The organism is Bifidobacterium avesanii, assembly GCF_009299475.1.
GTDB lineage: Bacteria > Actinomycetota > Actinomycetes > Actinomycetales > Bifidobacteriaceae > Bifidobacterium > Bifidobacterium avesanii.
The window spans coordinates 24,214-50,571 of record NZ_WBSN01000019.1 but is presented as its reverse complement, the minus strand read 5'-3'; the positions used below and the strand labels follow the sequence as shown (position 1 = coordinate 50,571).

The following is a 26,358-nucleotide window of genomic DNA, read 5'->3' as shown; positions in this document are numbered from 1 at the left end:
GCGACTACCAGTACCGCAAACCCATACCCGGCGTCAACGATGCCCCAGGACACATGTAAACCATGCCCCAGGAGACCGTGTCAACAATGCCCCGAGACATACGTCAAGTATGCCCCAAGACAATACAGCGCGCATTCCCGGACCGGGGCGTGTTTTTCCGTTTTTTCCGGACAGGGAGCGGGCACTCCCTGTCCGGGAGGTCTGAAAACGGCGCCGTTGCAGGGAAACGCATTCCGTTGGACGGGGAGTGCCCGCTCCCTGTCCAATGATCCGCTCCCGGTCCAACGGAACGCTCCCGGTCCGGAGACGCGCAAGGACGGCGCGGGAATGGGACGCTACTTGAGCAGCTCGTCGGTGTCCATGACGATCGTGACCGGCCCGTCGTTGACGAGGCCCACGCGCATGTGAGCCCCGAACCGCCCCTCGCGCACCGGAATGCCGCACGAGCGCAGCGCCTCGTTGAACTTGATCCACGTGATGTCCGCGTGCTCCGGCTTGCTGGCCTTCACGAAGCTCGGCCGGTTGCCGCGGCGCACGTCGCCGAACAGCGTGAACTGGGAGATCGACAGGATCTCGCCGCCCACGTCCTGAATGGAACGGTTCATCTTGCCCTGCGCATCCTCGAACACCCTGAGGTTCGCGATCTTGTGCGCCAGCCACGCGATCTCGCGGTCGCCGTCCTCGTCGGACACGCCCACGAGCAGCATGTAGCCGAGCCCGATCTGCTGCGGCTCGAACGTGGGGTCGACCTCGCCGGTCGCCTCGTCCACCACGTCCACGCTGGCCTGGCTGACCCGCTGCAATACGATTCTCATGACCGGTCGTCCTTTCCCGATTGGCCCGTCGCATCCGTTGCGTTCATTGCATCCGATGTGTTCGCCGCCTCCGGCGTGCGGGCCATCCACCGCGGCAGTTTGGCCGGCGCCTGCGCGAGCATGGTGCCCGCGAAGATGAGCGCGCATCCGAGATAGCCGCGCGGCGTCATGACCTCGCCCAGAAACAGCGCCCCGCCGACGACCGAGAAGAACGATTCGAGGCTCATGATCAGCGACGCGCGGGTCGGCGGCACCCACTGCTGGCCCACCACCTGCAATGTGTACGCCACGCCCACCGAACCGAGGCCCGCGTACAGGATCGGGATCCACGCGGCCAGCGCCCCGTCCCAATTCACCGAGCCCTCGATGAACGAACCGATCCAGCTCAGAGCCGCGGTGGTGACGAACTGGGCGAACGACAGTTTGAGCGCGTCCACGGCCGAACCGAGCTCGTCGATCACCAGAATGTGCGCGGCGAACAGGAACGCGGTGAACAGCAGCAGCAGGTCCGCGAGCGTGAGCGAGCCGAACCCGTCGGTGATGCACAGCAGGTAGAAGCCGACCACGGAGACGGCCACGGCCACGCCCACCATGGCGGTGACGCGCCGGCGCAGGAACACGAAGGCCAGCAGCGGCACGAGCACGATGTACAGCGCGGTGATGAACCCGGCCTGCCCGGCCGAGCGCCCGTAGAGGATGCCGTACTGCTGCAGCGTGCTCGCCGTGAAGAGGAACGCGCCGCAGATCGCGCCGACGACGGCCGGGTTCGTCCGCCAGCCGGGTTTCCTCCCGCCGCCCATGCTGCCGGTCGCGGGCCCGCCGCCGCCGTCCTTTTTCCGGCCGGTGACGAGGAGAATCGGCACGAGCGAAACTGCGCCCAGACTGAATCGGACGGCGTTGAAGAACAGGGGCGTCATGGTGTCCATGCCCTGCACTTGGGAGACGAACGCGAAACCCCAGATCAACGCGGTCAGCAGCAGGCACAGCATGCCGCCCAGTTCTTTGCTCTTCATTCGTCCTACGCTAATCCGCCCGTGTGACGGCGCCCGCCCGTCTCCCGCATCGCAGACGAGCGGAAACGGACGGCGGATGGGCGTTGGGAATGGACATTGCGGACGGATGTGAAAAAGCCCGGCCTGAAAAAGGCCGGGCCTTCCGGTGAATCGGCGGCTCAGTCGGCTGGCCGATCGAGCCGCCGATCGCATCAGTCGCGGTTGCCGAACAGCTGCAGCAGGTACAGGAACATGTTCACGAAGTCGAGGTACAGGTTCAGCGCGCAGATGATCGACACCTTCTGGATCATCTCCGGGCCGTCGTTCTGGTACTGGCGGAAGATCGCGCGCGTGGACTGCGCGTCGTACACGGTCATGCCGGCGAACAGGACCACGCCGATCGCGGCGATGAGCTGCATGGCGCCGTCCGAGGGGAAGAGCCACGCCACGAGCAGCTGGGAGACGATGAGCACGACGAGGCCCACAAGCAGGATGGGGCCCGCCTTGAGCATGTCGAACTTCGTGGTGAGGCCGAGCATGGTCAGCGCGAAGAAGAACCCGGCGCACAGGGCGAGGCACACGCCGATGTTGCCCAGACTGTACACCGCGAAGATCGAGCTGAGCGTGAAGCCCATGAGCGCGGCGTACACGTAGAACATCACGCGCGCGGTGGCGGGGGAGATCTTCATGATCCGCGCGCCCATGTACAGGGCCAGCGCGACCTGCACGATGGCCAGGCCGATCCAGCCCAGCACGCCGGTGACGGACAGGAACGCGTACAGCGCGCCGGTCGCCTCGGTGAGCACGGCCACGGCCGCGGTGACGAGCAGGCCGATGGTCATCTCGCCGTAGGCCTTGGCGATGGAGACGCGCTTGGCCTTCTCATAGGACTCGTAGGAATAGGCCGCGGTCGCGTCCATGGCGGCGGTCCCCGCGCCGCCCTGCGCGTAGTTGTAGTTGTTGGGGGCGTACTGCGCCTGCTGCTGGTACTGCGTCTGCTGATACTGCTGCCCGGCGTACGGCTGTCCGTACGGGGTCTGATTCTGATTGCTGTTTTCGGGAATGCGACCGAACGTCATGTTGGCTCCTTCTCGGTATTGGTATTCCCCATGCTATGGGACGAACCTTACAGAAAGATGAATACGCTCTGGGCGCACCATGGGCGGCGCATTCCCCGCGCCCCTCCTGCAACCCGAGGCAAAGCGGACGGCGTCCGCGGCGTCCCGCGGCTATGATGAAAGCGTTCGTACGACCGCATGAACCTGTCAAAGGAGGCAGTCATGACCGATCAGTCCGCCGTCGCCCAGCCCACCGTCACGCTGAACAACGGCATCACCATCCCGCAGCTCGGCCTGGGCGTGTTCCGCACCAAGGAGGGCGAGGAGACCGTCGACGCCGTGCGCTGGGCGCTCGAGGCCGGATACCGCCACATCGACACGGCCCGCGCCTACAACAACGAGGAGTCCGTGGGACAGGGCATGCGCGAATCCGGCGTGAAGCGCCGCGACGTCTTCCTGACCACGAAGCTGTGGAACCAGGACGTGCGCGACGGCCGCGCCCGCGACGCGTTCTTCGAAAGCCTCGACCGCCTCGGCACCGACTACGTGGACCTCTACCTCATCCACTGGCCGGCCAACGGCTGGCAGAAGGCGTGGGAGCAGATGGAGGAGCTGTACAACGAGCGCCGCATCCGCGCGATCGGCGTGAGCAACTTCCACCGCCACCACATCGAGGAGCTGCGCTCGTTCTCCGACCTCACCCCGGCGGCCGACCAGATCGAGTCCAGCCCGCAGTTCCCGAACCAGGAGCTCATCGACTGGGACCGCTCGCAGGGCATCGCCGTGGAGGCGTGGAGCCCGCTCGGCGGCACCGGCGGCAGCCTGCTCGACAACCCGACCGTGGCCGCGGTGGCCGCGAAGTACGGCAAGTCGCCCGCGCAGGCGATCATCCGCTGGCACCTGCAGCGCGGCGTGGTCGTGATCCCCAAGTCCATCCACGCCGAGCGCATCCGCCAGAACTTCGACGTGTTCGACTTCACCCTGTCCGACGACGACATGCACGCCCTGTCCAACCTCGGCATCAACCGCCGTCAGGGCTCCGACCCCGACAACTTCAACTTCTGATCGCATTCTTCGGGCGGCTTCCCAACGGAAGCCGCCCCTTTTGCGCTCCAGCAGCCCATGCCGGCAACTGGTCGCATTGATCGGCTCGTCGCAATCGGCCTCTTCGAGGACCGGAGCGCGTGCGGCGTCCGCGACCGTCAGCTTGGCCGAGCGGCCTCGAGCGTGTCGCGGACGCCGCACGCGCGGAGCGTCCGGAAGTATCAGATCAAGAAGGAGAACCTTCAGCGCCCGGCCGCCGGCGACTGCCCCTCCATGCGCGGAGCCCCGTTGATGTCCCGGTGGATGTTCTGCATCTGCACCTCGATGTTCTGCAGGGACCGCGCGCAGTCGAGCAGCGTCTGCGAATGCTCGTTGAGCTTGGCGTCCGGCAGGTCGGTCTTGTAGCGCAGCGCGTGCTCCAGACTGGCCCAGTAGTCCATGGCGATGGTGCGGAACTGCACCTCCACGGGCGTGTAGTGCGGGCCGGAGGACAGGAACACGGGCACGGCGTAGATCACGTGCAGCGACCGGTAGCCGTTGACCTTGGGGTTCTTGATGTAGTCCTTGACGCGCAGCACCTGGATGTCCGACTGGGCGGACAGGTAGTTGGACACCGAGTACACGTCGTCCCGGTAGTTGCAGATCACGCGGATGCCGGCCACGTCGAAGAGGTGGTCGCGCACGGAGTCCACGGCCACGGGCAGGCCCTTGCGCTCGAGCTTGCCGATGATCGAGTTGACGGACTTGAGCCGCCGCTCCATGTGATGGATGGGGTCGTGGCTGAAGCGCACCTGGAACTCGTCGTCGAGGATCTCCAACTTGGTGCTGATCTCGTACATGGCGCCCTCGTAGATCTGCATCATGTCGATGAACCTGCCGACCTCCTCGGGGTCGAAGCGCTCATCGCCAAGGTTGATGGTCTTCAGTCGGGCTTGGATTTCGGAGGTGTTGATTCGGCTGTGTCGGTCTAAAATCACGCCACCATTTTACCGGAGCGGAACCCGTTTTCCTGAACGATCGCTGGGAAAACCGTCACCGGCATCGGACCTGTTCAAGCCCGCCGATAGGATGGTCGGTTATGGACGAAGCGATGATGACCGAGGCGGAGCGCGCCTCGAAGACCAATGATCCGGCCGATCCGCGGGTGGCGGCCGGGCGCGGCAAAGGCGTGTTCACCGTGCACACGCTGGGATGCCAGATGAACGTGCATGATTCCGAGCGCATCGCCGGCGTGCTCGAGCAGGCCGGCTACGTGGCCGCCACGGATGCGCAGGCCGCCGACTGCGACGTGGACCTGATCGTGCTCAACACCTGCGCGGTGCGCGAGAACGCCGCCGAGCGCATGTACGGCACGCTGGGCCTGTGGGCCGAGCGCAAGCGCCAGCGTCCGAACCTGCAGATCGCCGTGGGCGGCTGCATGGCCCAGCTGGACCGCGAGCGCATCGCCAAAAAAGCCCCGTGGACGGCGGCCGTGTTCGGCACGAAGAACATCGGCAGCCTGCCCGCGCTGCTCGACCAGAACCGCGCCACCGGCCTGCCCCAGACCGAGGTGAGCGACCAGCTGACCGTCTTCCCGAGCCAGCTGCCGGCCGCCCGCGCCTCCAAGGTCAGCTCGTGGGTGTCGATCTCCGTGGGCTGCAACAACACGTGCACGTTCTGCATCGTGCCGACCACGCGCGGCCGCGAGCGCGACCGCCGTCCGGGCGACATCCTGGCCGAGGTGCGCAAGTGCGTGGACGAGGGCGCCAAGGAGGTCACGCTGTTGGGGCAGAACGTGAACTCGTTCGGCTACGCGATGGGCGACCGGTACGCGTTCTCCAAGCTGCTGCGCGCGTGCGGCGAGATCGAGGGGCTGGAGCGCGTGCGCTTCACGTCGCCGCATCCGGCAGCGTTCACCGACGACGTGATCGCCGCGATGGCCGAGACCCCGAACGTGATGCACCAACTGCACATGCCGCTGCAGTCCGGCTCCGACCGGATCCTGAGGGCCATGCACCGCAGCTACCGCACCGCCAAGTTCCTGACGATCCTCAACAAGGTGCGCGAGGCCATGCCGGACGCGCAGATCTCCACGGACATCATCGTGGGCTTCCCCGGCGAGACCGAGGAGGACTTCGAGGAGACCATGCGCGTGGTCGAGCAGGCCCGGTTCTCCTCGGCGTTCACGTTCGAGTACTCGCCGCGCCCCGGCACGCCCGCCGCGTCGATGGAGCAGGTGCCGAAGGACGTGGTGCAGGCCCGCTTCGACCGCCTGCTCGCCCTGCAGGAGCGCATCACCGAGGAGGAGATGAAAAAGTTCGAGGGACGCGACGTGGAGGTGATGATCACGGGCACGCGCGGCAAGAAGGACGCCGCCACCAAGCGCGTCACGGGCCGTGAGCGCACGGGCGTGCTCGTGCACGTCGGCGTGCCGGAGGGGTATCCGGAGCCCAAGGTCGGCGACTTCGTGACCGCCACGGTCACGCACGCCGCCCGTCACAACCTCATCGCCGATCCCGATCCGAAGGCGGGGCAGACCTATGCCGTCCGCCACTGAGCCGCGCGTCGTCTCCATCGTCGGGCCCACCGCCTCGGGCAAGACGGGCCTCGGCATCGCCGTCGCCCGCGCGCTCGCGGACCGCGGCGAGAAGGCCGAGATCGTGAACGCGGACGCCTATCAGATGTACCGCGGCATGGACATCGGCACCGCGAAGCCCACCCCGGCCGAGCGCGCCGCCGTGCCGCACCACCTCATCGATGTGATCGACCCGGACGACGCGATGAGCGTGGCGCGCTTCCAGACGCTGGCCCGCGACTGCATCCGCGATTTGCAGTCGCGCGGCATCCGCCCGATCCTCGTGGGCGGTTCGGGCCTGTACGCCCGCGCGGCCATCGATGACATCTCCTTCCCCGGCACCGATCCCAAGGTGCGCGCCGCGCTGGAACGCCGCGCCGAAAGCGAGGGGCCCGGCCTGCTGTTCGACGAGCTCAAGGCCAAGGATCCCGAGGCGGCCGCGCGCATGGACCCGCATAACGTGCGCCGCACGGTCCGCGCGCTGGAGGTCATCGCGATCACCGGGCGGCCGTATTCGGCGAGCCTGCCGCGCTACCGGTACGTGATCCCGTGCGTGCAGATCGGGCTCGACCTGGACCGGCGCGAACTGGACCGGCGCATCATGCTGCGCACGCGGCGCATGCGCGAGGAGGGCTTCCTCGACGAGGTGCGCGAGCTGCGTCCCCGGCTCGGTTTCACGGCCGGCCGGGCGCTCGGCTACCAGCAGATGATCGACGTGCTCGACGGGCTCATGGACGAGGACGAGGCGTTCGCCGACGTGGCGCAGAAGACCTGCCGGCTGGCCCGCAAGCAGATGGGCTGGTTCGGCCGCGACCCGCGCATCCACTGGCTTCAGGCCCTGAACCCGGCCCTGCTGAGCAACGCCATGGCCATCATCGACCATGCCGACGCCGGCGACTACGATGCCGTCGACGCCTGCGCCGACGAGTACGTCCAGCACCACCTGGGCGACGTCGAAACCAAGTGAGGAACGCCGCCGCGCGGCTATGATGGGCAGCGCGGCGGCACCCGGTTACTTCCGGTTCCGCCGATCCTCGAGCAGAACGTACAGCACGATCAGCCCGAGCAGCGCCGTGACCCATGTCCTGTCGGCATAGGCGGCGAGTGTGATCAATGCAATGATCACCATGGTGGAATTGTTCCCGGAACGACCGGGGCGATTTGAGGAAACCATAGGTGTCCCTTTTCTGAAAAACGCGGTCGGACCGGTTGGCCCGGCCGATCGCCCATGCGTTTTCGGACTCCGGTTCAGTGGAATCCCACCGCGCATGTGCGGTATCAAAAAAACTATCACATGTGGTGTTGGTCCGCTATTGGAGGAACCGGTGCCGCGGCCGTATACTGGCTGTGTCGGCGAAGGATCGGTTCAGCTTCGAAGCTCTTGAAGGCGGCCGCTTTTGAACGTTTGGCTTCGAAGGATCCATCGTCGACGGGGCGGATTTGCGTCCCTCTGAAACGCGAAGGCCGTCGGTGATGCAACACCGGCGGCCTTCGCCGTATCTGCAAGCTCATGGGGATTGATTTTGTGGGGGAATCCGCCCCGTCGTGGCGTCTTGCCTCGCCGGTCGGGTACGCTGGGGGACGTTATGGCACGAGAAGCATCATCATCGAAGAAGGGGAGCGGTTCCGCCGGTCGCGGTCGCGGATCCGCGTCGTCGGGCGCCGCGCAGCCGGCCGAGTCGCTGGGCAAGCGCGCGCTGCTGTTCGTCCCGAGGCAGATCGGGGCGATGGTCCGCTCGCTCACGGGCGTGGGGGAGTACGACCCGGTCTACCGGCGCGACGGCCTGTGCTTCGTGCTCATCGTGCTCGCCATCTTCTTCGTGGCCAGCGAGTGGTTCCGCGTGCAGGGCGCGCTCGGCGTGGCCCTGCACGCCGCGGCCTCCGCGGTGCTCGGCGTGATGAGCGTGGTGCTGCCCCCGCTGCTGGTGATCGTGGCCGTGCGTCTCATGCGCAACTCCGGCAAGGGCTCGGACAACCCGCGCGTGGTGAGCGGCTGGGTGCTGCTGCTGTGGTCCGTGTGCTCGATCATCGACGCGGCCGGCGCCTCCGACGTCCGCGGCTTCGACATCCATGTGCTGCAGAACACCGGCGGCCTGCTGGGCTTCGTGCTCGGCTCCCCGCTCGCATGGGGCCTTTCCAAGGCGTTCGCGATCAGCGTGTTCGTGGTCGTGGCGCTGTTCTCCCTGCTGCTCATCACCCGCTCGCACGTCACCGACCTGCCGGACAAGGCGCACGACATCGCCGAGCGCATCAACCGCGGCCGCTCCGCCTCCGGCGCGCGCAAGGGCGACGACGCGACCGAGCAGTTCCCCAACGAGGTCCGCCTCGGCGACACCACGCTTGCATTGGCGGACGGCGTGCCCGCGCACGACGGCACGGACGAGGGAAACCGCTCCAAGCCGGCCAAGGCCTCCTGGCTGTCGCGCCTGTTCGGCCGCGTGCGCGGGACGGACGAGGACCGCTCCCTCGACCGCTACGCCGGCGACGAGGCCTTCGAGCGCGCGGCCAGCCACCACGGCCAGACCGCCGAAACCGCGCTCGCCCCGCGCACGGCGTCCTCGTCCGGCGCTTCGACCGTCCCGACCGCGGTCCCGGCCGCCGATCCGCAGGAGACCGCCGTGCTGCCGTCCTTCCTCCAACCCGCCGGCCCGTCCGCCCCAATCGCCGAGACGTCCGCCGTCTCCCCGGCCGGGGACGCGGCCCCCACCACCGCGATGACGCCGGGCGCTGCCGCCCCGGCCGCCGACCCGTGGGACCTCGACAACCAGGGCGCGCCGCAGCCCCAGCCGTCGCAGCCCATCCCGTCCGGAGACTCCGGCGAGACCCCGTCCGCCGACCCGGCCGTCTACCACCTGCCGGACCTCAACATCCTCGTCAAGGGCCAGCCGCATCAGGCCCGCACGCCAGCCAACGACCGCGTGATCGCCGCCCTGACCTCCACGTTCGGCCAGTTCAACGTGGACGCCAAGGTCGTCGGCTTCCTGCGCGGCCCGTCGGTCACCCAGTACGAGGTCGAGCTCGGCCCCGGCGTGAAGGTCGAGAAGGTCACCAACCTCCAGAAGAACATTGCCTACGCGGTCGCCAGCTCGGACGTGCGCATCCTGTCGCCCATCCCCGGCAAGTCGGCCATCGGCATCGAAATCCCGAACGTGGACCGCGAGATCGTCCACCTCGGCGACGTGCTGAGAAGCGACAAGGCCATGAACGACCCGAACCCCATGCTCACCGGCGTCGGCAAGGACGTGGAGGGCAAGTTCGTCACCGCGGACCTGACCAAGATGCCGCATCTGCTCGTCGCGGGCGCCACCGGCTCCGGCAAGTCCAGCTTCATCAACTCCATGCTCACCTCGATCATCATGCGCGCCACGCCCGAGCAGGTGCGCCTCATCATGGTCGACCCCAAGCGCGTGGAGCTGTCCGCCTACGCCGGCATCCCGCACCTGCTCACGCCCATCATCACCGACCCGAAGAAGGCCGCGCAGGCCCTCGAATGGGTGGTCAAGGAGATGGACGCCCGCTACTCCGACCTCGAGTTCTTCGGCTTCAGGCACGTCAAGGACTTCAACGAGGCCGTGCGCGCCGGCAAGGTCCACGCGCCCGCCGGCTCGAACCGCAAGGTGGCGCCCTACCCGTACATCCTCGTCGTGGTGGACGAGATGGCCGACCTCATGATGGTCGCCAAGAACGACGTGGAAAGCTCCATCCAGCGCATCACGCAGCTCGCGCGAGCCGCCGGCGTGCATCTGGTGCTCGCCACGCAGCGCCCGAGCGTGGACGTGGTCACCGGCCTCATCAAGGCGAACATCCCCTCGCGCCTCGCATTCGCCACGTCGTCCGCCACCGATTCGCGCGTCATCCTCGACACGGTCGGCGCCGAAACCCTGATCGGCCAGGGCGACGCGCTGTTCCTGCCCATGGGCGAGGCCAAGCCCGTGCGCGTGCAGGGCTCGTGGGTGTCCGAGTCGGAGATCCGCAAGGCCGTCGAGTTCGTGCGCACGCAGCGCAAGCCGCACTACCGCGAGGACATCGAGCAGATGGCCAAGGAGGCGGAGAAGGCGGCCGTCGAGCCGGACGAGGAGATCGGCGACGACATGGAGCTGCTGCTGCAGGCAGCCGAGCTCGTGGTCACCTCGCAGTTCGGCTCCACCTCGATGCTCCAGCGCAAGCTGCGCGTCGGCTTCGCCAAGGCCGGGCGCCTCATGGACCTGCTCGAGTCGCGCGGCGTGGTCGGGCCCTCCGAGGGCTCCAAGGCGCGCGAGGTGCTCGTCCAGCCGCAGGACCTGCCCGCCGTACTCGCGTTCATCCGCGGCGAGACGAGCTCGCTGCAGGCGTCCCCGGCTTCCGGTGCTGCCGGCGCCCCCGCGGCCTCCGGCGCCGAGTGACCGGACGTCCAGGCGGCCGGGCCGCAAACGTATCGCCCCCGCGATACCGTGGAGACGACACTCAAGGATGCGAAAAGGAGACGCCGTGGGCGAACGCAACGGGAAACAGTCGCTGCTCGAAGGCTGGAACAGCGCGCCGAATCTGGTGACGTACGCGCGCATCGCGCTGGTCGTGGTGTTCGTCGTCCTGCTCGTCGCCGCCGGCTCGCAGCCCACCGCGGACCTTGCGGATCCGGGCCGTCTGTCCGACGCGCTGCCCGCGTCCGCGTCCGGCGACGTGGGCCTGCGATGGGCCGCCTGCATCATCTTCCTCGTCGCCGCCTCGACCGACAAGCTCGACGGCTGGCTCGCCCGCCGCACCAACGCGGTCACCGAGCTCGGCAAGCTCATGGACCCCATCGCGGACAAGCTGCTCATCCTCGTCACGCTCGTGGTGCTCTCCGTCTTCGGCGAGGTGGCGTGGTGGATCACCGTGCTGTTCCTCGTGCGCGAGATCGGCATCACCGTCATGCGCTTCTTCGTGATCGACACGGGCGGCAGGGTGATCGCCGCCGCGTGGCCCGGCAAGCTCAAGACCCTGTTCCAGTGCATCGCCCTGACCATGCTGCTCGCCCCGCTGTACGCGACCGGCCTCGCCGCCCGGTGGACGCGCGGCTTCTATGCGCTCGGCATGGCGTTCCTCGTCGTGGCGCTCGTCCTGTGCTGGTATTCCGGCCTCGAGTACGTGATCAAGACCGTGCGCGCCGCCAAGGCCGCCCCGGCGTCCAACGGGCAAACGTCCAAGGAGTAAGGAGTTCCGATGGGGGACGACAGCGCCCAGCCCCGCCGCGACGAGCTCGCGACGATGATCCTCAACATGTGCGAGCGCCGCGGGCTGTACATCGCGGCCTCCGAATCGCTCACCGGCGGCCTGCTCGCCGACGCGTTCGTGCGCATCCCCGGCGCCTCCAAGGTGTTCCTCGGATCGGCCGTCACCTACGACATCGCCGCCAAGGCCGCCATCCTCGGCGTGGATGCGCAGCTGCTCGCCGACGGCGGGGCCGTGCAGGCCGAAGTGGCGGCGCAGATGGCCACGGGCACGGCGGGCCTCTACACGCGTCCCAGCAAGGCCGGCCATGTGATCGGACTGTCCACCACGGGCGTGGCCGGCCCCGGCCCCGACGGCGACAAGCCCGCAGGACTGGTGTACGTCGGCATCGCGCTGCCCGCCGGGGACGGCGCCTTCGACGTGCGCACCTACGAGCTGCACCTCAACGGCTCGCGCGAGGCGATCCGCCTGAGCACCGTGCTGCACGTGCTGCGCCACCTGTCCACGTCCATCCCGTCAGCAGCTCCCGCGCCGGCGCGCCGGGCCTGAACCTTGCGGACCTGAATTGTGAGCTGCGTCACGTTGCCGTTCTCCTTGGGAATAATCTTGAGATATCTCCGGTTGAGCTATGTAGTTCAACCGATGAAAGGGGTATGCGATGACGGCAACCGAGACGATGACGCGTGGCAACGAAACCGTGCAGGTGCTTCCCGCATGCTGCAAGCCCGTGGCGCGGGAGACGGGAACCCGCATGCGTGATCTGACGCCGGCCCAGCAGCGCGCGGTGCTCTACGCCCAGCAGCAGGTGCTGCGTGCGCGCGCGGCCAAGAAGGCCAAGGACGAGCGCGATGCGGCCAAGAACCGCATGTGGGGCCTTGAGGAGGGCGGCGTGCACTCCCCGGCCGGCTCCGCGTCGCGTCAGGGCGCCGAGGAGCGCCGCGGCGACCAGTCCGTGTCCCTGCGCGGGGCGATCGGGCACGTGCTGCGCGACCTGCGCACCAAGGACCGCAAGACCCTGCGCGAGGTCTCCGCGAAGGCCGGCGTGTCGCTCGGCTATCTCTCCGAGGTGGAGCGCGGCCAGAAGGAAGCCAGCTCCGAACTGCTCAGCTCCATCGCCGAGTCGCTGGGCGTGAGCGTGTCGCAGATGCTGCGCATGGTGGCCGACTACCTCGAGTCCTTCGAGGCGTGATTTCGTTTTCGGCGCTTTTCGATTGCCGCGGGCCGCGGCTGCCGTGGCCCGCGGCTTTTTGTTGCTCGGGGCACGTACACTGTCGCACGTGCATGAACGTGAATTCTGGGCGCTGCTGGAGGAGGTGTTCGGGCGGTCGTACGGCCGCTCGCTCGCGCACGACCAGCAGCTGACCGCTTTGGGATCGAGGACCGTGGTGGAGGCGCTCGCCGCGGGGGAGGAGCCGCGCACCGTCTGGAACGTGCTGTGCGACCAGATGGACGTGCCCGACGCGAAGCGCTGGGGCAGGGACCATGACCACGTGGCGCCGCCCAAGCCGTTTGATTTCCGCGGATGAATTGACGTATGGGCGAAGACGCGTCTCGGCGTGTCTGTTCGAACATATGTTCGCACCTTGGGGTATAGTCGGGTATCAGTCGTCCACATGTGGATAAACCGGCGGTGCGACACGCCCGGAACCCGCGCAAGTGGGGCACGTTCGACCACAGTGCCCCGTTCGGCTTGAGCGGGCGGGCCGGGCGCGCGTACCGTGTGAGGACGGTTGCAGACGGAACGTGAAGGAGAGCCGGATGGCACAGCAGACAGACAAGGACAAGAAGGAGCAGGCGGTGGCGGACAAGCGCAAGGCCGCGCTGGACACCGCACTGGCCCAGGTGGAGAAGAGCTTCGGCAAGGGCTCCGCCATGCGCCTGGGCGACAAGCCGCTGCAGAACATCGAGGTCATCTCGACCGGTTCGCTCGCGCTGGACATGGCGCTCGGCATCGGGGGACTGCCCAAGGGGCGCATCGTGGAGGTGTACGGTCCGGAATCCTCCGGCAAGACCACGCTCGCCCTGCAGGTGGTCGCCAACGCGCAGCGCAAGGGCGGTGTCGCGGCGTTCATCGACGCCGAGCACGCGCTCGACCCCGAATACGCCCGCAAGCTCGGCGTGGACACGGACTCGCTCATCGTCTCCCAGCCGGACAACGGCGAACAGGCGCTGGAGATCGCGGACATGCTCATCCGCTCCGGCGCGCTGGACGTCATCGTCATCGATTCGGTGGCGGCGCTCGTGCCCAAGGCGGAGATCGAGGGCGACATGGGCGACAGCCACGTGGGCCTTCAGGCCAGGCTCATGAGCCAGGCCCTGCGCAAGATGACCGGCGCGCTCGCGCAGGCCGGCACCACGGCCATCTTCATCAACCAGCTGCGCGAGAAGATCGGTGTGTTCTTCGGCAGCCCGGAGACCACCACCGGCGGCAAGGCCCTCAAATTCTACGCCTCGGTCCGACTGGACATCCGCCGCATCCAGACCATCAAGAACGGCGAGGAGGCCATCGGCAACCGCACCAAGGTCAAGGTCGTCAAGAACAAGATGGCCCCGCCCTTCAAGGTGGCCGAATTCGACATGCTCTACGGTCAGGGCGTCTCCGAGGAGGGCTCCGTGCTGGATCTGGGCCTGCAGGTGGGCATCATCAAGAAGTCCGGCTCGTGGCTGCTCTACGACGACGGCCAGCTCGGCCAGGGCCGCGAGAAGGCCCGCCAGTTCCTCAAGGACAACCCCGAGCTGTGCGAGGAGCTGGAGAACAAGATCAAGGTCAAGTTCGGCCTGCTGCCCGATCCGGACGCCGAGGCGGAGGCTCCGGCGGACGGCGGCGCCGCGGCGAAGCCGTCCGAGGGAACCGGCGCCAAGGCCGCGGACAAGACGGACAAGGCCGCCGGCAAGACCGACAAGGCCGCCGAAAAGTCCGCATGATCAGCGTCGAGGAGTTTCTCGCCGCGCATCCGGCCGCGCCTTCGACGGAGCGCGTCGGGGAGCGTGCGGACGCGCGGTCGGTCCGACGGGCCGCCGCCGGCGCGACCGCCCCGGACATGCCGGGAGACGCCGCCGCGCCCGGGGCCGGCTTGGGCGTTCCCCCGGTTGGGGATGATGCCGATGACGCCAACGCCGGTGGTTTCGGTGCGGGCATCGGCGTCATCGGCGGGGCTTTCGGCGCGGACGACGACGATCGGGGCCGCCGTGGTGGCCGCGGCGGTTCCGGCGACCGGCGCACGAACGGACGAGGCGTGAAGCGGCGTTCGCCGCGTCGCGGCGGTTTCGCCTCGCGCGGCGGTGCCGTTGCCGCGCTTGCAGGCGATGGAGGCGACGACGGCCCCGACGATCCGCGCGACGCCGACGCGTGCCGCGAGGCCGCGCTGACCCTGCTGGACGCCGCGCCGCGCTCCTCGGGTGCGCTGGCACAGCGGCTGCGGGACAAGGGCTACGCGCCGGACGTGGCCGATGCGGTGGTCGCGCGCCTTATCGAAGTGCGTCTGATCGACGACGAGGCCTATGCACAGTCGGTGCTGCGGGCCTGCGTTGGCAGGGATTTGGGCGCGCGCGGCGCCGTGCAGGAGCTGGCGCGCAAGGGCGTGGACCGTGATCTGGCCGCGCGCGCGGTGGCCGAGGCCTCCGAGCACGGCGTGTTCGAGGAGTGCGCATGGTCGCTGGGCCGTCAGGTCGCCGCCAAGACGGCCGGGTTGGAACGTGATGTGCGTCTGCGGCGCTTCTGGGCCGCCGGGGGCCGTAAGGGCCATAATCCCGAAACCCTGCGCGCCGTCGCCCGCGAGCTCTTCGCCTGAGCGCGGCGGCAACCCCGTCCGTGCCCAAATCGCCACCCATTCCCCACACGGATGCGATTTGGGACTCGGCGATGGGTCTGTGCGTCCCGGTTCGCATCCCATTTTGGAAGTGGATGCGATTTGGGACACAGGAACCTCGCTGTGTGTCTCGGATCGCATCCAATTGCGCTTGCCGATCGGCGTTGCGTGCCGACCGGCGGCAGCGGGCAGTATACCTGCCGGGCGTATGGATGACGGATGCGCGAACGCCGGCACGGGATGCCGTGCCGGGCTGCCGGCACGCGAACTCCGGATGCACGGGTGCGAGCGCCGGCACCCACGCCGATGCATACGCGTCGGGATCATGCGCGCCGAAGTCGCGGACGGGCGCGGGACAGTCGGAAATGAAAATATGAAAATGAAATGAGACCCCTTATACCCCGGGTTCTGTCACGCGCCGAAGCGCGCGGATGGCCATCCATCTCGACCTGACGTCGCCGCCAGGCTCTAGCAGCCTACCCGAGGACGCGGGCGAGCAACCCAATAGTCCTCTGCTTGGCCTTGCTCCCGATGAGGCTTGCCATGCGGCCGGCCGTTACCGGCGGCCCGGTGGTCTCTTACACCGCCGTTTCACCCTTACCGTCCGGCCGAAGCCGGAAGGCGGTCTGTTCTCTGCTGCGCTATCTCTCAGGTCGCCCTGGGCGGACGTTATCCGCCATCGTGCTCTGCGGAGCCCGGAAGTTCCTCAGCCCGTCCGAAAACGGGCCGCGGCCATCAAGGGGTCTCAAACAGTCCAGCATACCATCAGGCGTGCCTAAGCAAAATACCTTCATTTTTCAAGCAAAAAAGGGCGCGTTTTCCCAAGAAGAAACGTGTCGTCGACTACAATGGTCAACTACCCGGACGGCGAAGACGCCGATCCGGCACACATAGCGGGCAACCGCTTGAGCATTAGGAGGTCACCATGGAAATCGTCGTCACCGGCCGTCACACCCAGGTCAAGCAGAGGTTCCGTGATGTCGTCGAAAGCAAGATGAATCGTGTGACCACCATCGCCCCCGACGCCGAGCGCGCGCAGATCGTGCTCACCCATGAGGGCAACCCCAGCCAGGCCGACACCGCCAAGCGCGTGGAGATCACCGTGATCGCCGGCCGCACCGTGGTGCGCGCCGAGGCCTCGAGCGCCGACGAGTTCAGCGCGCTGGACATGGCGCTGGACAAGCTGACCCTGCGCCTGCGCCGCACCCGCGACCGCCGCAAGGACCACCGCCGCGGCTACACCAACCCGGTCCCGGTGGATCTGGGCGTCGTGACCCCGGAGCCGGAGGTCGAGGAGGCCGAGGAGGAGCCGAACAACAGCCCGGCCGCGGCCGTCGCGTCCGATCTGGGCCCCGGCGAGTCCGTGGAGGTTCAGGTGGGCGACACCCCGATCGTCATCCGCCGCAAGCTGCACATCGCCGAGCCCATGACCATTGACGAGGCGCTGTACGAGATGGAGCTCATCGGCCACGACTTCTTCCTGTTCGTCAACAAGGAGACCAACCGCCCGTCCGTCGTCTACCACCGCCACGGCTGGAGCTACGGCGTGTTCGAGATCGACACCCCGGAGAACGTCAAGAAGGCCGGGGAGTGAGTCGCACGGCGTAAGTCGCACATGACCCCGGCGGGCCGTGGAGGCCTGAAACCGTAGACGGCGATGGGCCGGGGGGAGTAAACGGCATCCCGCGTCGCGTTTCGCGCGGCGCGGGATTTTTCATGCCGTGAACCGGCGGGCGCGAAAATCCCAACGTTCGCGTAGTATGGTCGAAGTTTGTGCCTGTCGGACAGCAATGAGGAGCATAACGTGGTAAACATCCTGGACAAGGCCCTGCGCATGGGCGAAGGCCACCAGATCAAGAAGCTCGAGAACGTGGCGAAGGCGGTGAACGCCAAGGAGGAGGAGATCTCCGCGCTTTCCGACGAGGACCTCAAGGCGCAGACCGGCAAGTTCAAGCAGCGCATCGAAAACGGCGAGTCGCTCGACTCCCTGATGCCGGAGGCGTTCGCCACCGTGCGCGAGGTCTCCAAGCGCACCCTCGGCCAGCGCCACTTCGACGTGCAGCTCATGGGCGGCGCGGCGCTGCACTGGGGCAACATCGCCGAAATGAAGACCGGCGAGGGCAAGACCCTCGTCGCCACCCTGCCGAGCTACCTCAACGCGCTCGAGGGCAAGGGCGTGCACGTCGTCACCGTCAACGACTACCTCGCCAGCTACCAGAGCGAGCTCATGGGCCGCATCTACCGCTTCCTCGGCATGTCGGTCGGCTGCATCATCACCGACCAGAAGCCGCCGGAGCGCCGCAAGCAGTACAACGCGGACATCACCTACGGCACCAACAACGAGTTCGGCTTCGACTACCTGCGCGACAACATGGCGTGGGAGAAGGCCGATCTGGTCCAGCGCGGCCACCACTTCGCCATCGTGGACGAGGTCGACTCCATCCTCATCGACGAGGCCCGCACCCCGCTCATCATCTCCGGCCCGGCCGAGGGCGACGTGAGCCGCTGGTACCGCCAGTTCGCCCGCCTCGTCCTCAAGCTCACCCGCGACGAGGACTACGAGGTCGACGAGAAGAAGAAGGTCGTCGGCATCCTCGACCCGGGCATCTCCAAGGTGGAGGACTACCTCGGCATCGACAACCTGTACGAGCCGAGCAACACCGCCCTGATCGGCTACCTCAACAACGCCATCAAGGCCAAGGAGCTGTTCCTGAGGGACCGCGACTACGTGGTCACCGGCGGCGAGGTGCTCATCGTCGACGAGCACACCGGCCGCATCCTGCCGGGCCGCCGCTACAACGAGGGCCTGCATCAGGCCATCGAGGCCAAGGAGGGCGTGGAGGTCAAGGCCGAGAACCAGACCTTCGCCACCATCACCCTGCAGAACTACTTCCGCATGTACGACAAGCTCGCCGGCATGACCGGCACCGCCGAGACCGAGGCCGCCGAGTTCATGGGCACCTACAAGCTCGGCGTGCTGCCCATCCCGACGAACCGCCCGATGATCCGCAAGGATCAGGACGACCTGATCTACCGCACGAAGAAGGAGAAGCTCACCGCGATCGTGCGCGACGTGGCCAAGAGGCACGCCAAGGGCCAGCCGGTGCTGCTCGGCACCGCGTCCGTCGAGTCCTCCGAGGTCGTCTCCTCGCTGCTCGACGTGGCCGGCATCCCGCATCAGGTCCTCAACGCCAAGCAGCACGCCAAGGAGGCCGCGGTCGTCGCGGTCGCCGGCCGCAAGGGCGCCGTCACCGTGGCCACCAACATGGCCGGTCGTGGCACCGACATCATGCTCGGCGGCAACGTCGAGTTCCTCGCCGACGCCAAGCTCAAGGCGCAGGGCTACTCCCCGGAGGACACCCCGGAGGAGTACGAGCGCCTGTGGCCGGACACCCTCGCCGCCGTCAAGGCGCAGGTCAAGGACGAGCACGAGGAGGTCAAGAAGCTCGGCGGCCTGTACGTGCTCGGCACCGAACGCCACGAGTCCCGCCGCATCGACAATCAGCTGCGCGGCCGCTCCGGCCGTCAGGGCGACCCGGGCGAGTCCCGCTTCTACCTGTCCCTCGAGGACGACCTCATGCGCCTGTTCAACACGCAGCTCGTGGCCCGCGTGATGGCCAAGGGCATGCCGGAGGGCGAGCCGATCGAGTCGAAGAGCGTCTCCAAGGGCGTGCGCAACGCGCAGAAGGCCGTGGAGTCCCGCAACTTCGAGATCCGCAAGAACGTCCTCAAGTACGACGACGTGATGAACAAGCAGCGCACCGTCATCTACCAGGAGCGTCAGGCCGTGCTGCAGGGCGAGGACATCCACGACGACATCGAGCGCTTCATCGCCGACACCGTCGCCTCCTACGTGCGCGGCGCCAACAACGGCTCCGACAAGCCCGCCGACTGGGATTGGGATGGCCTGTTCAAGGCGCTCGGCACCGTGTTCCCCGTCAAGGTGGGCGTGGACGACGCCAAGGCCGCCGCCGAGGGCAAGAAGGGCGAGAAGGCCCAGGAGGCCGTCGCGGAGCTCATCGTGAAGGACGCCAAGGAGCAGTACGCGGCCCGCGAGGAGAAGCTCGGCGAGGAGGGCACCCGACAGCTCGAGCGCCGCGTCGTGCTCGCCGTGCTCGACCGCAAGTGGCGCGAGCACCTGTACGAGATGGACTACCTCAAGGACGGCATCGGCCTGCGCGGTATGGGCCAGCGCGACCCGCTGGTCGAGTACCAGCGCGAGGGCTACCAGATGTACAACTCCATGATCGAGGCGATCAAGGAGGAGAGCATCCAGCTGCTGTTCCACGTGGACATCGAGCAGATCGCCCGCACCGAGGACGTCGACTCCAACAAGGACGAGGACGCCGCGGTGGACGCCGCCGAGGCGACCGTGGGCATCGACGAGTCCGCCAAGGCCGCGGCCCCGGCAGCCGAGGAGCTCAGCGCCCCGGCCGAGCCGGACGAGGCCGACGAGGACAAGGACGAGGACGAAGCCGCGGAGGCCCGGGCCGAATCCGAGGCAGCGGACGAGATCAGGAAGTCCGAGCCGGAAACGATCGTCGGCCCCGCGCCGATGAGCCACGCCGAAGGCAAGGTGCCCGCCTCCAAGCGTCCCAAGAGCGAGGAGCTCAAGACGCCGTGGGCCGACGGCCGCACCTTCCCGGGCACGTCGAAGAACGCGCAGTGCCCGTGCGGCTCCGGTCGCAAGTACAAGATGTGCCACGGCCAGAACGAGCAGTGACGCGGAAGCGCAGGGGCGCATAACGCGCAGCGAAGCCGAGGGGCGGTCGCCGGGTCCGTGAAGGGCCGCGGCGGGCGCCCTTCGGCGTATCCGCCATGTGGAACCGCGGGTTGGACGAAACGACGGAACACTACAATGGGCCGCGTTACGTATCACAGCGCGTTTTCGCGCGCGAGGAGGAGGCATCATGGCCGAGTTCACTTGGAAATCGATTCTGACAAAGCTGGTCGGGGGCGACCACCTGTCCGCCGAGGAATCCGAGTGGTTCGTGGACGACCTCATGCAGGGCAACGCCAACCCGGCCGCCGTGGGCGCGGTGCTGGCCACCCAGCAGCAGCTGGGCCTGACCGCCGACGAGGTGCGCGGCGCCGCCAAGGCCATGGTCTCGCACGCCGTGCCGCTCAAGGTCGCCAAGGAGAGCACCGACATCGTGGGCACCGGCGGTGACGGCGCCGCCACCGTGAACCTGTCCACCATGGGCTCCGTCGTGGCCGCCGCGGCGGGCGTCACGATCGTCAAGCACGGCAACCGCGCCGCCTCGTCCAAGTGCGGCGCCGCCGACTGCCTCGAGGCGCTCGGCCTGCCGCTGGACCTCACCCCCGAGGCCGTGGGCAAGGTGGGCGACGAGGTGGGCATCACCTTCGCGTTCGCCAAGACCTTCCACCCGGCCATGCGCTTCGTCGGCCCCATCCGCGCCGCGCTCGGCGTGCCCTGCGTGTTCAACGTGCTCGGCCCCCTGACCAACCCGGCCAACCCGAAGCACGTGGCCATCGGCTGCGCCAAGCGCGAGATGAGCCCGATCATGGCGTCCGTGTACGCCGCCAACGGCCAGACCGGCATGGTCTACACCTCGCACGAGGGCCTCGACGAGATGGCGCCCACCGGCCCGGTGTCCGTGTGGGAGTTCCGCGGCGACGGCAAGGTCACGGAGACCGAATTCGACCCGACCGTCGAACTGGGCCTCGCCAAGGTGACCGTGGCCGACCTCAAGGGCGGCGAGCCGGAGGTCAACGCGCAGGCCATGCGCGACTTCCTCGCCGGCAAGGACGTACCGTTCCGCTCCACCGCGCTGCTCAACGCCGCCTCGGCCATCGTGGCCGACGCGCACCTGCTGCCCGACCCGGACGCTTCGCTTGCGCAGCGCTTCAAGGACGCCTACGCGCTGGCCGCCGACGCCGTGGACTCCGGCAGGGCCGCCGCTCTGCTCGACCGCTGGATCGCCGCCGCGAAGGCCGCCAAGCAGACCGAGTGAGCCGTAGCCCGCGTCAAACGGGATCGTTCACACGCGCGCGCCGTCGTCGAATTCGTCGGCGCGCGTTTGCGTATGCCCCTTGTGCAGCATGAGCAGGCCGGTGCCGCCGATGATGGTGAGCGCGCCGCCGACCGCGCCCAGCAGGCTCGACAGCGAGGGGAGCATCAGACATCCGGCCAGCGCCGCCACGCCCACGACCACCATCGCCCACAGGACGAGCTTCGACGTGCGCACGTGCCCGATCTCCGGGTTCGGCGGCACGAAGTCGGAGCCCTGATCCATCACGTCGTCCGCGTCCAGCCAGCTGCTGCCCGTGAAGTCGCGGGGCCCTGCGGCGCGGGGCATGCCTCCTCCGGCGAAGGCGCTCGGATCGAGGTCGTTCACGCTCAGCAGCGCCTCCTTCTCCCGGCGCTTCGCCTGCTTTTCGAACTTTTTGGCGGCGCGCGAACGCTCCACGGCGTTGAGGTCGTCGCTGTGCCCGGCGACGAAGTCCCTCCACGCCTCGTCGTCGGGGCTCGGGGTTGAATCGTCTCGGGACGCGTTGCTATCCTTGTGGTCGGTCATACCCTCAACTGTAGCCATAATGGGCGCCAAGGAGACGTAATGCTGTACTGGTTCTTTGTGAAACTGCTCGGACCGATCGCGCGCGTGTGGTTCAAGCCCACCGTGCACGGACTGGAGAACGTCCCGAAGCATGGCCCGGCGATCATCGCGGCCAACCACCTCGCCGTCATCGACGACGGCCTGCTGCCGCTCGTCAGCCCGCGCATGATCCACTTCATGGGCAAGGCCGAATACTTCGAGGGCAAGGGCTTCAAGGGCAAGTTCAAGAAGTGGTGGTTCACGTCCGTGGGCGTGTTCCCGGTGGACCGCTCCGGCGGCTCCAAGTCGCTTGGCGGCCTGCTCACAGCGCGCCACATCCTCGAGGAGGGCCACCTGTTCGGCATCCACCCGGAGGGCACGCGCAGCCCCGACGGACGCCTGTACCGCGGCCACACCGGCGTCGCCCGCCTGGCCCTCGAAACCGGCTCGCCCATCATCCCCACCGCCATCATCGGCACGCGCCAGATGCAGGTGCCCGGCCAGGTGATCCCCAAGAAGGGCAAGACCACGGTGATCTTCTGCGAACCCATCCCGGTCGAGAAGGTGCCGGAGGACGAGATCACGCACGAGCAGCTGCGCTCGCTCACCAACCGCATGATGAAGGCCATCGAGGCGCATTCCGGCCAGGAGTACGTGGACGTGTACGCGCAGGGCGTCAAGAAGGAGATGGAGGCCCGGAAGGCCAAGGAATCCAAGGAAACCGCCGCGCAGGCCTGACGCCGCATCGTGCGGCCTGTCTCCGTGCACATCCCAAACGTCCCCGCCGCCCGATCGATCCGGACGGCGGGGACGCGTCGCATCATGCCACGGTGAGGGTGATGACGGTGGCGACGCCGTTCTCGTCGCGCACGCGCACGGTGTCGCCCGCGTTGACGCTCTGCACGCGCACGGTGTGCGTCCAGTCGCCCAGCGGGGAGGACTTCTTCACGTCGAAGCCCAGCGCCTTGAGCGTCTTCTCCGCGTCGTCGTACTGCTGGCCCACCACGTTCGGCACGGTCGCCGTCTGCGGGCCCTTGGAGACGACCAGATCGACCGAGTCGTTCCACTTGAGCTGCGTTCCCGGCTGCACGGACGCGGAGACCACCGTGCCGGCGGGGATCTTGTCGTCGAACGCCTCGGTGACGTTGGCCGTGAGGTTGAGGTCGGACAGCGCCTGCTTCGCGGCCTCCTGCGAGAGCCCCGCCACCGTGGGCATCTCGACCGGCTTGAGGCCCTTCGACAGCACCACGGTGATCGCCTGGTTGTGCGCGTACGTGCGTCCCGGCTCGGCGGAGACGGAGATCGCGGCGCCCTCCGGCACGGTCAGGGAGTACTGGTCGTTCGACGCGTTGTGGGTCACGTTGTCGAAGCCCGCGTTCTTCAGCGCCGTGAGCGGGTCCTTGCCGTTGGTCGAGGACGCGTTCGTGATGTCGCTCGGCACGGTGGCCTGCCTGACGCCCTTGGAGACCACCACGCCGACCTGCTGGCCGTTGCGCTTGGAGACGCGCGAGCCGACCTCGGACGGGTCGGCGCTGATGATCGCGCCGGAGGGGACGGTGTCACTGTAGTCCTCGCTCTGCGTGTACGGGATGCCGGCCACGGTAAGCGTGCTCAGGTAGTTCTGCGCGTTGGCGCCGGCGATCGAGCACGGCTCGTTCTCCACGCACGTGACGTCGGCGGCCGCGGGCAGCGTCCAGTAGCTGCCGGGGCCGAGGTAGTACCACCACGCGTATCCGCCCGCCGCCGAGGCGAGGACCGCCGCGACGAGGCCGGCGATGATCGCGGTCCGCCGCCCGCCGTGGGCCGCCGTGGCCGTGGCGGACGTGGAGGCGTGGGCGGACGTGTGCTGTCCTGCACCGGTTTGGGGCGCGTCCGGTTCGTCGAAGTTCGCGTGCATCACGTCGGCGAAGCTTTGCGTCGGATTGGCGCCCACGCGCTCGGGCGGCATGGCGAAGCGCTGCGTGGCCTGTTCGCCGACCGGCGGCAGGGCGCGGGTTTCGCTGAGTCGCTCGGTCGGGTTGGGCCGTGCGGCGCCGTCGGGCAGTGGCGCCTCAGGTGCCTGTGGTCCGGGCTCGCCGCCGTCGGGCGAAGCGTCCGGCGCGGGCATGCGGAAGAGCAGCTGGTCGGGCGTGAGGGATGCGCGCAGCTCCTCGAGCATCGTGGCCGCGGCGATCGCGTCGGCCGGGCGGTCGGCCACGCCGCGAGCCACCAACCGGGCCACGAACGCGGCCACGCCGGGCGCGACGCCGGGGTAGGCCACGGCGAGCGATGGCACGTCCTCGTGCACGTGCTTGAACACCACGGTCACCGGGTTGTCCGACTCGAACGGCACGTGCCCCGTGAGCATCTCCCACGCGATGATGCCCACCGCGTACAGGTCGCCCTGCGCGGTGGCCTGGTTGTTCTCGATCATCTCCGGCGCCAGATACGCGGCCGTGCCGAGCAGCATGCCCGTGGACGACAGTGTGGCCTGCGAGGCGGCCTTGGCGAGGCCGAAGTCGGTGATCTGCACGTGCCCGCGCTCGTTGATGAGGATGTTCTCCGGCTTGATGTCCCGGTGCACCACGCCGGCCCGGTGCGCGGCGGACAGGCCGTCGAGGATCTCGCCGACGATCCGGAGCGTCTCGCGCACGGTGAACGTCCCCTCGGCGTTCATCTCATGGCGCAGGTTCACGCCGTGCACGTACTCCATGACCAGATAGTCGAGGCCGTTGAACTCGCCCGTGTCGTACACCTGCACGATGTGCGGGTTGGCGATGGCCGCGGCCGAGCGGGCCTCGCGGCGGAACCGCTCCTGGAACTGCTCGCGGTGGGGGCCCTGCGCCAGCTGGACGTGCATGATCTTGATGGCCACGGGACGCGACAGGCGCTCGTCCATCGCCTCGTACACGGTGGCCATGCCGCCTTCGGCGATTTTCCGCACGACGCGGTACCGTCCCTCGATTGCCTGCCCCACGGGCTGATTCGCCGCTTCACTCATGATGTCCATCGTAGGGTTCGCACGTCACAAAACGGTGAAACGCCGTGCGTTCCCGACGAAAAGTCCACGCGGCCCGGCTTGGCCCGGCTGCGGCTCAGCACCCGCGCAGGTCCTTGGGCAGGAAGCACTCGCACGCCCCGAGCAGCAGGTCGCGCGACGCCGGCGACAGCCCCAGCATGCCCGCCGCCTCGTCCAGCGCGGACGCCGCCGTGCGCCACAGCGTGGCGATGCGCCCGCGGGAGCGGTCGATGGCCCCGGTGGACTTGAACAGCGTGATGGCCCGCGCCACGTCGTCCGCGTCGCGCTCCGGCGCCTCGAACATGCGGATGAGCTCGGCGCGGTCGGCCTCGCCCGCCCCGGCGAGCGCGTCGGCGAGCAGCACGGTGCGTTTGCCCTCGCGGATGTCGCCGCCCACGGGCTTGCCGGTGGACGCGCTGGAGCCGATCACGTCGATGAGGTCGTCGGCCAGCTGGAACGCGAGGCCCAGCGGCGTGCCGATCGAGGCGGCGATGGCCTGCGCCTTGGCGGTTTTGGCGCCCGCGGCAAGCAGTCCGAGCTCGATGGGGGCGATGGTGGTGTAGCTGGCGGTCTTCCAGCGGAACACGCCCAGCGAGGAGGACGCCAGCGCCTCGGGCCTGTCCAGCGGCGCCTCCTCGACGGCCAGGTCGAGCACCTGCCCGATCTCCACCTCGCGGTGCATGCGCAGGAACGTGCGCATGATCGATTCGGTCTTCGGCAGCGCGGCGGCCGCGTCGTGCGCGATGGCGACGCTGGCGGTGGCGAGCAGGTCGCCGAGCATGATGCCGAGCCCGCGCCCTACGTGGTCGGCCTGCGGGTCGTCGCCGAGCGCCGCGGCGAGGGCGCGGTGGGCGGACGGCTTGCCCCGGCGCAGGTCGGAGTCGTCGATGATGTCGTCGTGCACGAGCGCGGCGGTCTGGAACACCTCGATGGCGCACGCCAGATCGGCCGCGGCGGCGCGATGGCCCCGCCACGCCTCGTCGTCCCCGTCCGGCTTCGGGCGCAGCGCGTCGAAGGCGGCCAGGGCGAGCCGGGCGCGCAGCCGCTTGCCTCCCTCGCTGGAGGTGACGCCCTGCGAGGCGACGGCGTCCATGACGGACGAACAGCTGCGGGGGACCGCCATCCCGTCCGGAATGCCGGCGTATTGGGCCACCAGTGCGGCGATGCGCGATTCGAGTGCGGGCAGTGCTTCGACGTTATCCATACCTACGAGGTTATCCACAATCCCGGCGGTCGAACGTGATTTCGCCCGAAATCGCGCCAAGGACACGCCGGGGAGCCGAACCGGGGGCCACGTTCGGCCACACCGCCCCGTGCGGCTGGACGGCCCGGACCCCGCCG

Annotated in this window: 21 protein-coding genes and 1 other RNA gene; 14 read left to right on the top strand and 8 right to left on the bottom strand. The window is 68.3% G+C overall.

Translation table 11 applies throughout. The features are described 5' to 3' along the window. Positions 1-335 precede the first annotated feature (335 nt). From dtd to DSM100685_RS08975, 3 genes are all read right to left on the bottom strand, one after another. Entirely contained in the window at positions 336-815 is a 480-nt protein-coding gene (dtd, locus tag DSM100685_RS08985; RefSeq protein WP_152351002.1) for a D-aminoacyl-tRNA deacylase, read from the bottom strand. After that, positions 812-1,804, bottom strand: a complete 993-nt coding sequence (locus DSM100685_RS08980) for a DMT family transporter (RefSeq protein WP_152351008.1) — start codon at positions 1,802-1,804, stop codon at positions 812-814. Before DSM100685_RS08980 ends, dtd begins: the two co-directional genes overlap by 4 nt. A gap of 215 nt (positions 1,805-2,019) precedes the next feature. Continuing rightward, positions 2,020-2,886 (bottom strand): Bax inhibitor-1/YccA family protein, encoded by an 867-nt coding sequence (locus tag DSM100685_RS08975; RefSeq protein ID WP_152351001.1) that lies wholly within the window; start codon positions 2,884-2,886, stop codon positions 2,020-2,022. 201 nt (positions 2,887-3,087) lie between these two features. Between DSM100685_RS08975 and DSM100685_RS08970 the strand changes: the two genes are divergently transcribed. Next, positions 3,088-3,930 (top strand): aldo/keto reductase, encoded by an 843-nt coding sequence (locus DSM100685_RS08970; RefSeq protein WP_152351000.1) that lies wholly within the window; start codon positions 3,088-3,090, stop codon positions 3,928-3,930. A gap of 221 nt (positions 3,931-4,151) precedes the next feature. Here DSM100685_RS08970 and DSM100685_RS08965 read toward each other — a convergent pair whose 3' ends face one another. Then, positions 4,152-4,886, bottom strand: a complete 735-nt coding sequence (locus tag DSM100685_RS08965; RefSeq protein WP_152350999.1) for a GTP pyrophosphokinase — start codon at positions 4,884-4,886, stop codon at positions 4,152-4,154. Between the two features lie 101 nt (positions 4,887-4,987). Here DSM100685_RS08965 and miaB point away from each other — a divergent pair, with 101 nt between their 5' ends. The 9 genes from miaB (at position 4,988) to DSM100685_RS08920 (ending at position 15,444) form a co-directional block, all read left to right on the top strand. Then, entirely contained in the window at positions 4,988-6,445 is a 1,458-nt protein-coding gene (gene miaB, locus DSM100685_RS08960; RefSeq protein ID WP_163201129.1) for a tRNA (N6-isopentenyl adenosine(37)-C2)-methylthiotransferase MiaB, read from the top strand. Beyond that, a complete protein-coding gene (gene miaA / locus DSM100685_RS08955) occupies positions 6,429-7,430 on the top strand; it encodes a tRNA (adenosine(37)-N6)-dimethylallyltransferase MiaA (RefSeq protein WP_152350998.1) in 1,002 nt (333 codons plus the stop codon). Before miaB ends, miaA begins: the two co-directional genes overlap by 17 nt. Before the next feature lie 619 nt (positions 7,431-8,049). Further along, a complete protein-coding gene (locus DSM100685_RS08950; RefSeq protein ID WP_152350997.1) occupies positions 8,050-10,845 on the top strand; it encodes an FtsK/SpoIIIE family DNA translocase in 2,796 nt (931 codons plus the stop codon). Between the two features lie 67 nt (positions 10,846-10,912). Next, the gene (gene pgsA, locus DSM100685_RS08945) at positions 10,913-11,635 is read left to right on the top strand and encodes a CDP-diacylglycerol--glycerol-3-phosphate 3-phosphatidyltransferase (protein WP_152350996.1); all 723 of its coding nucleotides are present in this window, start codon (positions 10,913-10,915) and stop codon (positions 11,633-11,635) included. Between the two features lie 9 nt (positions 11,636-11,644). Beyond that, positions 11,645-12,202: a CinA family protein gene (locus DSM100685_RS08940; protein WP_152350995.1), complete on the top strand. Its 558-nt coding sequence runs from the start codon at positions 11,645-11,647 to the stop codon at positions 12,200-12,202. Positions 12,203-12,311: 109 nt separating this feature from the next. Then, a complete protein-coding gene (locus DSM100685_RS08935; protein ID WP_239512743.1) occupies positions 12,312-12,842 on the top strand; it encodes a helix-turn-helix domain-containing protein in 531 nt (176 codons plus the stop codon). Between the two features lie 88 nt (positions 12,843-12,930). Continuing rightward, the gene (locus tag DSM100685_RS08930; protein ID WP_152350994.1) at positions 12,931-13,179 is read left to right on the top strand and encodes a DUF3046 domain-containing protein; all 249 of its coding nucleotides are present in this window, start codon (positions 12,931-12,933) and stop codon (positions 13,177-13,179) included. A 232-nt stretch (positions 13,180-13,411) separates the two neighbouring features. Continuing rightward, positions 13,412-14,578 carry a recombinase RecA gene (gene recA / locus DSM100685_RS08925; RefSeq protein ID WP_152350993.1) on the top strand — a complete coding sequence of 389 codons (1,167 nt, stop codon included), beginning with the start codon at positions 13,412-13,414 and terminating at the stop codon, positions 14,576-14,578. 311 nt (positions 14,579-14,889) lie between these two features. Then, positions 14,890-15,444, top strand: a complete 555-nt coding sequence (locus DSM100685_RS08920; protein ID WP_240811900.1) for a regulatory protein RecX — start codon at positions 14,890-14,892, stop codon at positions 15,442-15,444. Positions 15,445-15,843: 399 nt separating this feature from the next. Here DSM100685_RS08920 and rnpB read toward each other — a convergent pair. Then, positions 15,844-16,210: RNase P RNA component class A (gene rnpB, locus DSM100685_RS08915), an RNA gene on the bottom strand. Positions 16,211-16,387: 177 nt separating this feature from the next. Between rnpB and hpf the strand changes: the two genes are divergently transcribed. From hpf to trpD, 3 genes are all read left to right on the top strand, one after another. Further along, positions 16,388-17,056, top strand: coding sequence for a ribosome hibernation-promoting factor, HPF/YfiA family (hpf, locus tag DSM100685_RS08910; protein WP_152350992.1), 669 nt, complete (start codon positions 16,388-16,390; stop codon positions 17,054-17,056). A 210-nt stretch (positions 17,057-17,266) separates the two neighbouring features. Further along, positions 17,267-20,185, top strand: a complete 2,919-nt coding sequence (gene secA, locus DSM100685_RS08905; RefSeq protein WP_152350991.1) for a preprotein translocase subunit SecA — start codon at positions 17,267-17,269, stop codon at positions 20,183-20,185. 187 nt (positions 20,186-20,372) lie between these two features. Further along, a complete protein-coding gene (trpD, locus tag DSM100685_RS08900; protein WP_152350990.1) occupies positions 20,373-21,437 on the top strand; it encodes an anthranilate phosphoribosyltransferase in 1,065 nt (354 codons plus the stop codon). Positions 21,438-21,464: 27 nt separating this feature from the next. On the opposite strand, the gene DSM100685_RS08895 is transcribed toward trpD, so the two are convergent. Beyond that, entirely contained in the window at positions 21,465-22,001 is a 537-nt protein-coding gene (locus DSM100685_RS08895; protein ID WP_152350989.1) for a hypothetical protein, read from the bottom strand. Between the two features lie 39 nt (positions 22,002-22,040). Between DSM100685_RS08895 and DSM100685_RS08890 the strand changes: the two genes are divergently transcribed. Next, positions 22,041-22,757, top strand: coding sequence for a lysophospholipid acyltransferase family protein (locus DSM100685_RS08890; protein ID WP_152350988.1), 717 nt, complete (start codon positions 22,041-22,043; stop codon positions 22,755-22,757). Positions 22,758-22,839: 82 nt separating this feature from the next. On the opposite strand, the gene DSM100685_RS08885 is transcribed toward DSM100685_RS08890, so the two are convergent. Then, positions 22,840-24,999, bottom strand: coding sequence for a Stk1 family PASTA domain-containing Ser/Thr kinase (locus DSM100685_RS08885; protein ID WP_152350987.1), 2,160 nt, complete (start codon positions 24,997-24,999; stop codon positions 22,840-22,842). Positions 25,000-25,093: 94 nt separating this feature from the next. Continuing rightward, positions 25,094-26,221 carry a polyprenyl synthetase family protein gene (locus DSM100685_RS08880; RefSeq protein WP_152350986.1) on the bottom strand — a complete coding sequence of 376 codons (1,128 nt, stop codon included), beginning with the start codon at positions 26,219-26,221 and terminating at the stop codon, positions 25,094-25,096. Positions 26,222-26,358: the final 137 nt, after the last annotated feature.

What these genes read in the sequence shown, in the direction of transcription:
- pgsA (WP_152350996.1), top strand. Translation starts at nt 10,913, where the DNA reads ATGCGAAAAGGAGACGCCGTGGGCGAACGCAACGGGAAACAGTCGCTG.
- recA (WP_152350993.1), top strand. Translation starts at nt 13,412, where the DNA reads ATGGCACAGCAGACAGACAAGGACAAGAAGGAGCAGGCGGTGGCGGAC.
- miaB (WP_163201129.1), top strand. Translation starts at nt 4,988, where the DNA reads ATGGACGAAGCGATGATGACCGAGGCGGAGCGCGCCTCGAAGACCAAT.
- DSM100685_RS08950 (WP_152350997.1), top strand. Translation starts at nt 8,050, where the DNA reads ATGGCACGAGAAGCATCATCATCGAAGAAGGGGAGCGGTTCCGCCGGT.
- trpD (WP_152350990.1), top strand. Translation starts at nt 20,373, where the DNA reads ATGGCCGAGTTCACTTGGAAATCGATTCTGACAAAGCTGGTCGGGGGC.
- dtd (WP_152351002.1), bottom strand. Translation starts at nt 815, where the DNA reads ATGAGAATCGTATTGCAGCGGGTCAGCCAGGCCAGCGTGGACGTGGTG.
- miaA (WP_152350998.1), top strand. Translation starts at nt 6,429, where the DNA reads ATGCCGTCCGCCACTGAGCCGCGCGTCGTCTCCATCGTCGGGCCCACC.
- DSM100685_RS08940 (WP_152350995.1), top strand. Translation starts at nt 11,645, where the DNA reads ATGGGGGACGACAGCGCCCAGCCCCGCCGCGACGAGCTCGCGACGATG.
- DSM100685_RS08975 (WP_152351001.1), bottom strand. Translation starts at nt 2,886, where the DNA reads ATGACGTTCGGTCGCATTCCCGAAAACAGCAATCAGAATCAGACCCCG.
- DSM100685_RS08935 (WP_239512743.1), top strand. Translation starts at nt 12,312, where the DNA reads ATGACGGCAACCGAGACGATGACGCGTGGCAACGAAACCGTGCAGGTG.
- DSM100685_RS08980 (WP_152351008.1), bottom strand. Translation starts at nt 1,804, where the DNA reads ATGCTGTGCCTGCTGCTGACCGCGTTGATCTGGGGTTTCGCGTTCGTC.
- DSM100685_RS08890 (WP_152350988.1), top strand. Translation starts at nt 22,041, where the DNA reads ATGCTGTACTGGTTCTTTGTGAAACTGCTCGGACCGATCGCGCGCGTG.
- DSM100685_RS08970 (WP_152351000.1), top strand. Translation starts at nt 3,088, where the DNA reads ATGACCGATCAGTCCGCCGTCGCCCAGCCCACCGTCACGCTGAACAAC.
- DSM100685_RS08895 (WP_152350989.1), bottom strand. Translation starts at nt 22,001, where the DNA reads ATGACCGACCACAAGGATAGCAACGCGTCCCGAGACGATTCAACCCCG.
- hpf (WP_152350992.1), top strand. Translation starts at nt 16,388, where the DNA reads ATGGAAATCGTCGTCACCGGCCGTCACACCCAGGTCAAGCAGAGGTTC.
- DSM100685_RS08885 (WP_152350987.1), bottom strand. Translation starts at nt 24,999, where the DNA reads ATGAGTGAAGCGGCGAATCAGCCCGTGGGGCAGGCAATCGAGGGACGG.
- DSM100685_RS08880 (WP_152350986.1), bottom strand. Translation starts at nt 26,221, where the DNA reads ATGGATAACGTCGAAGCACTGCCCGCACTCGAATCGCGCATCGCCGCA.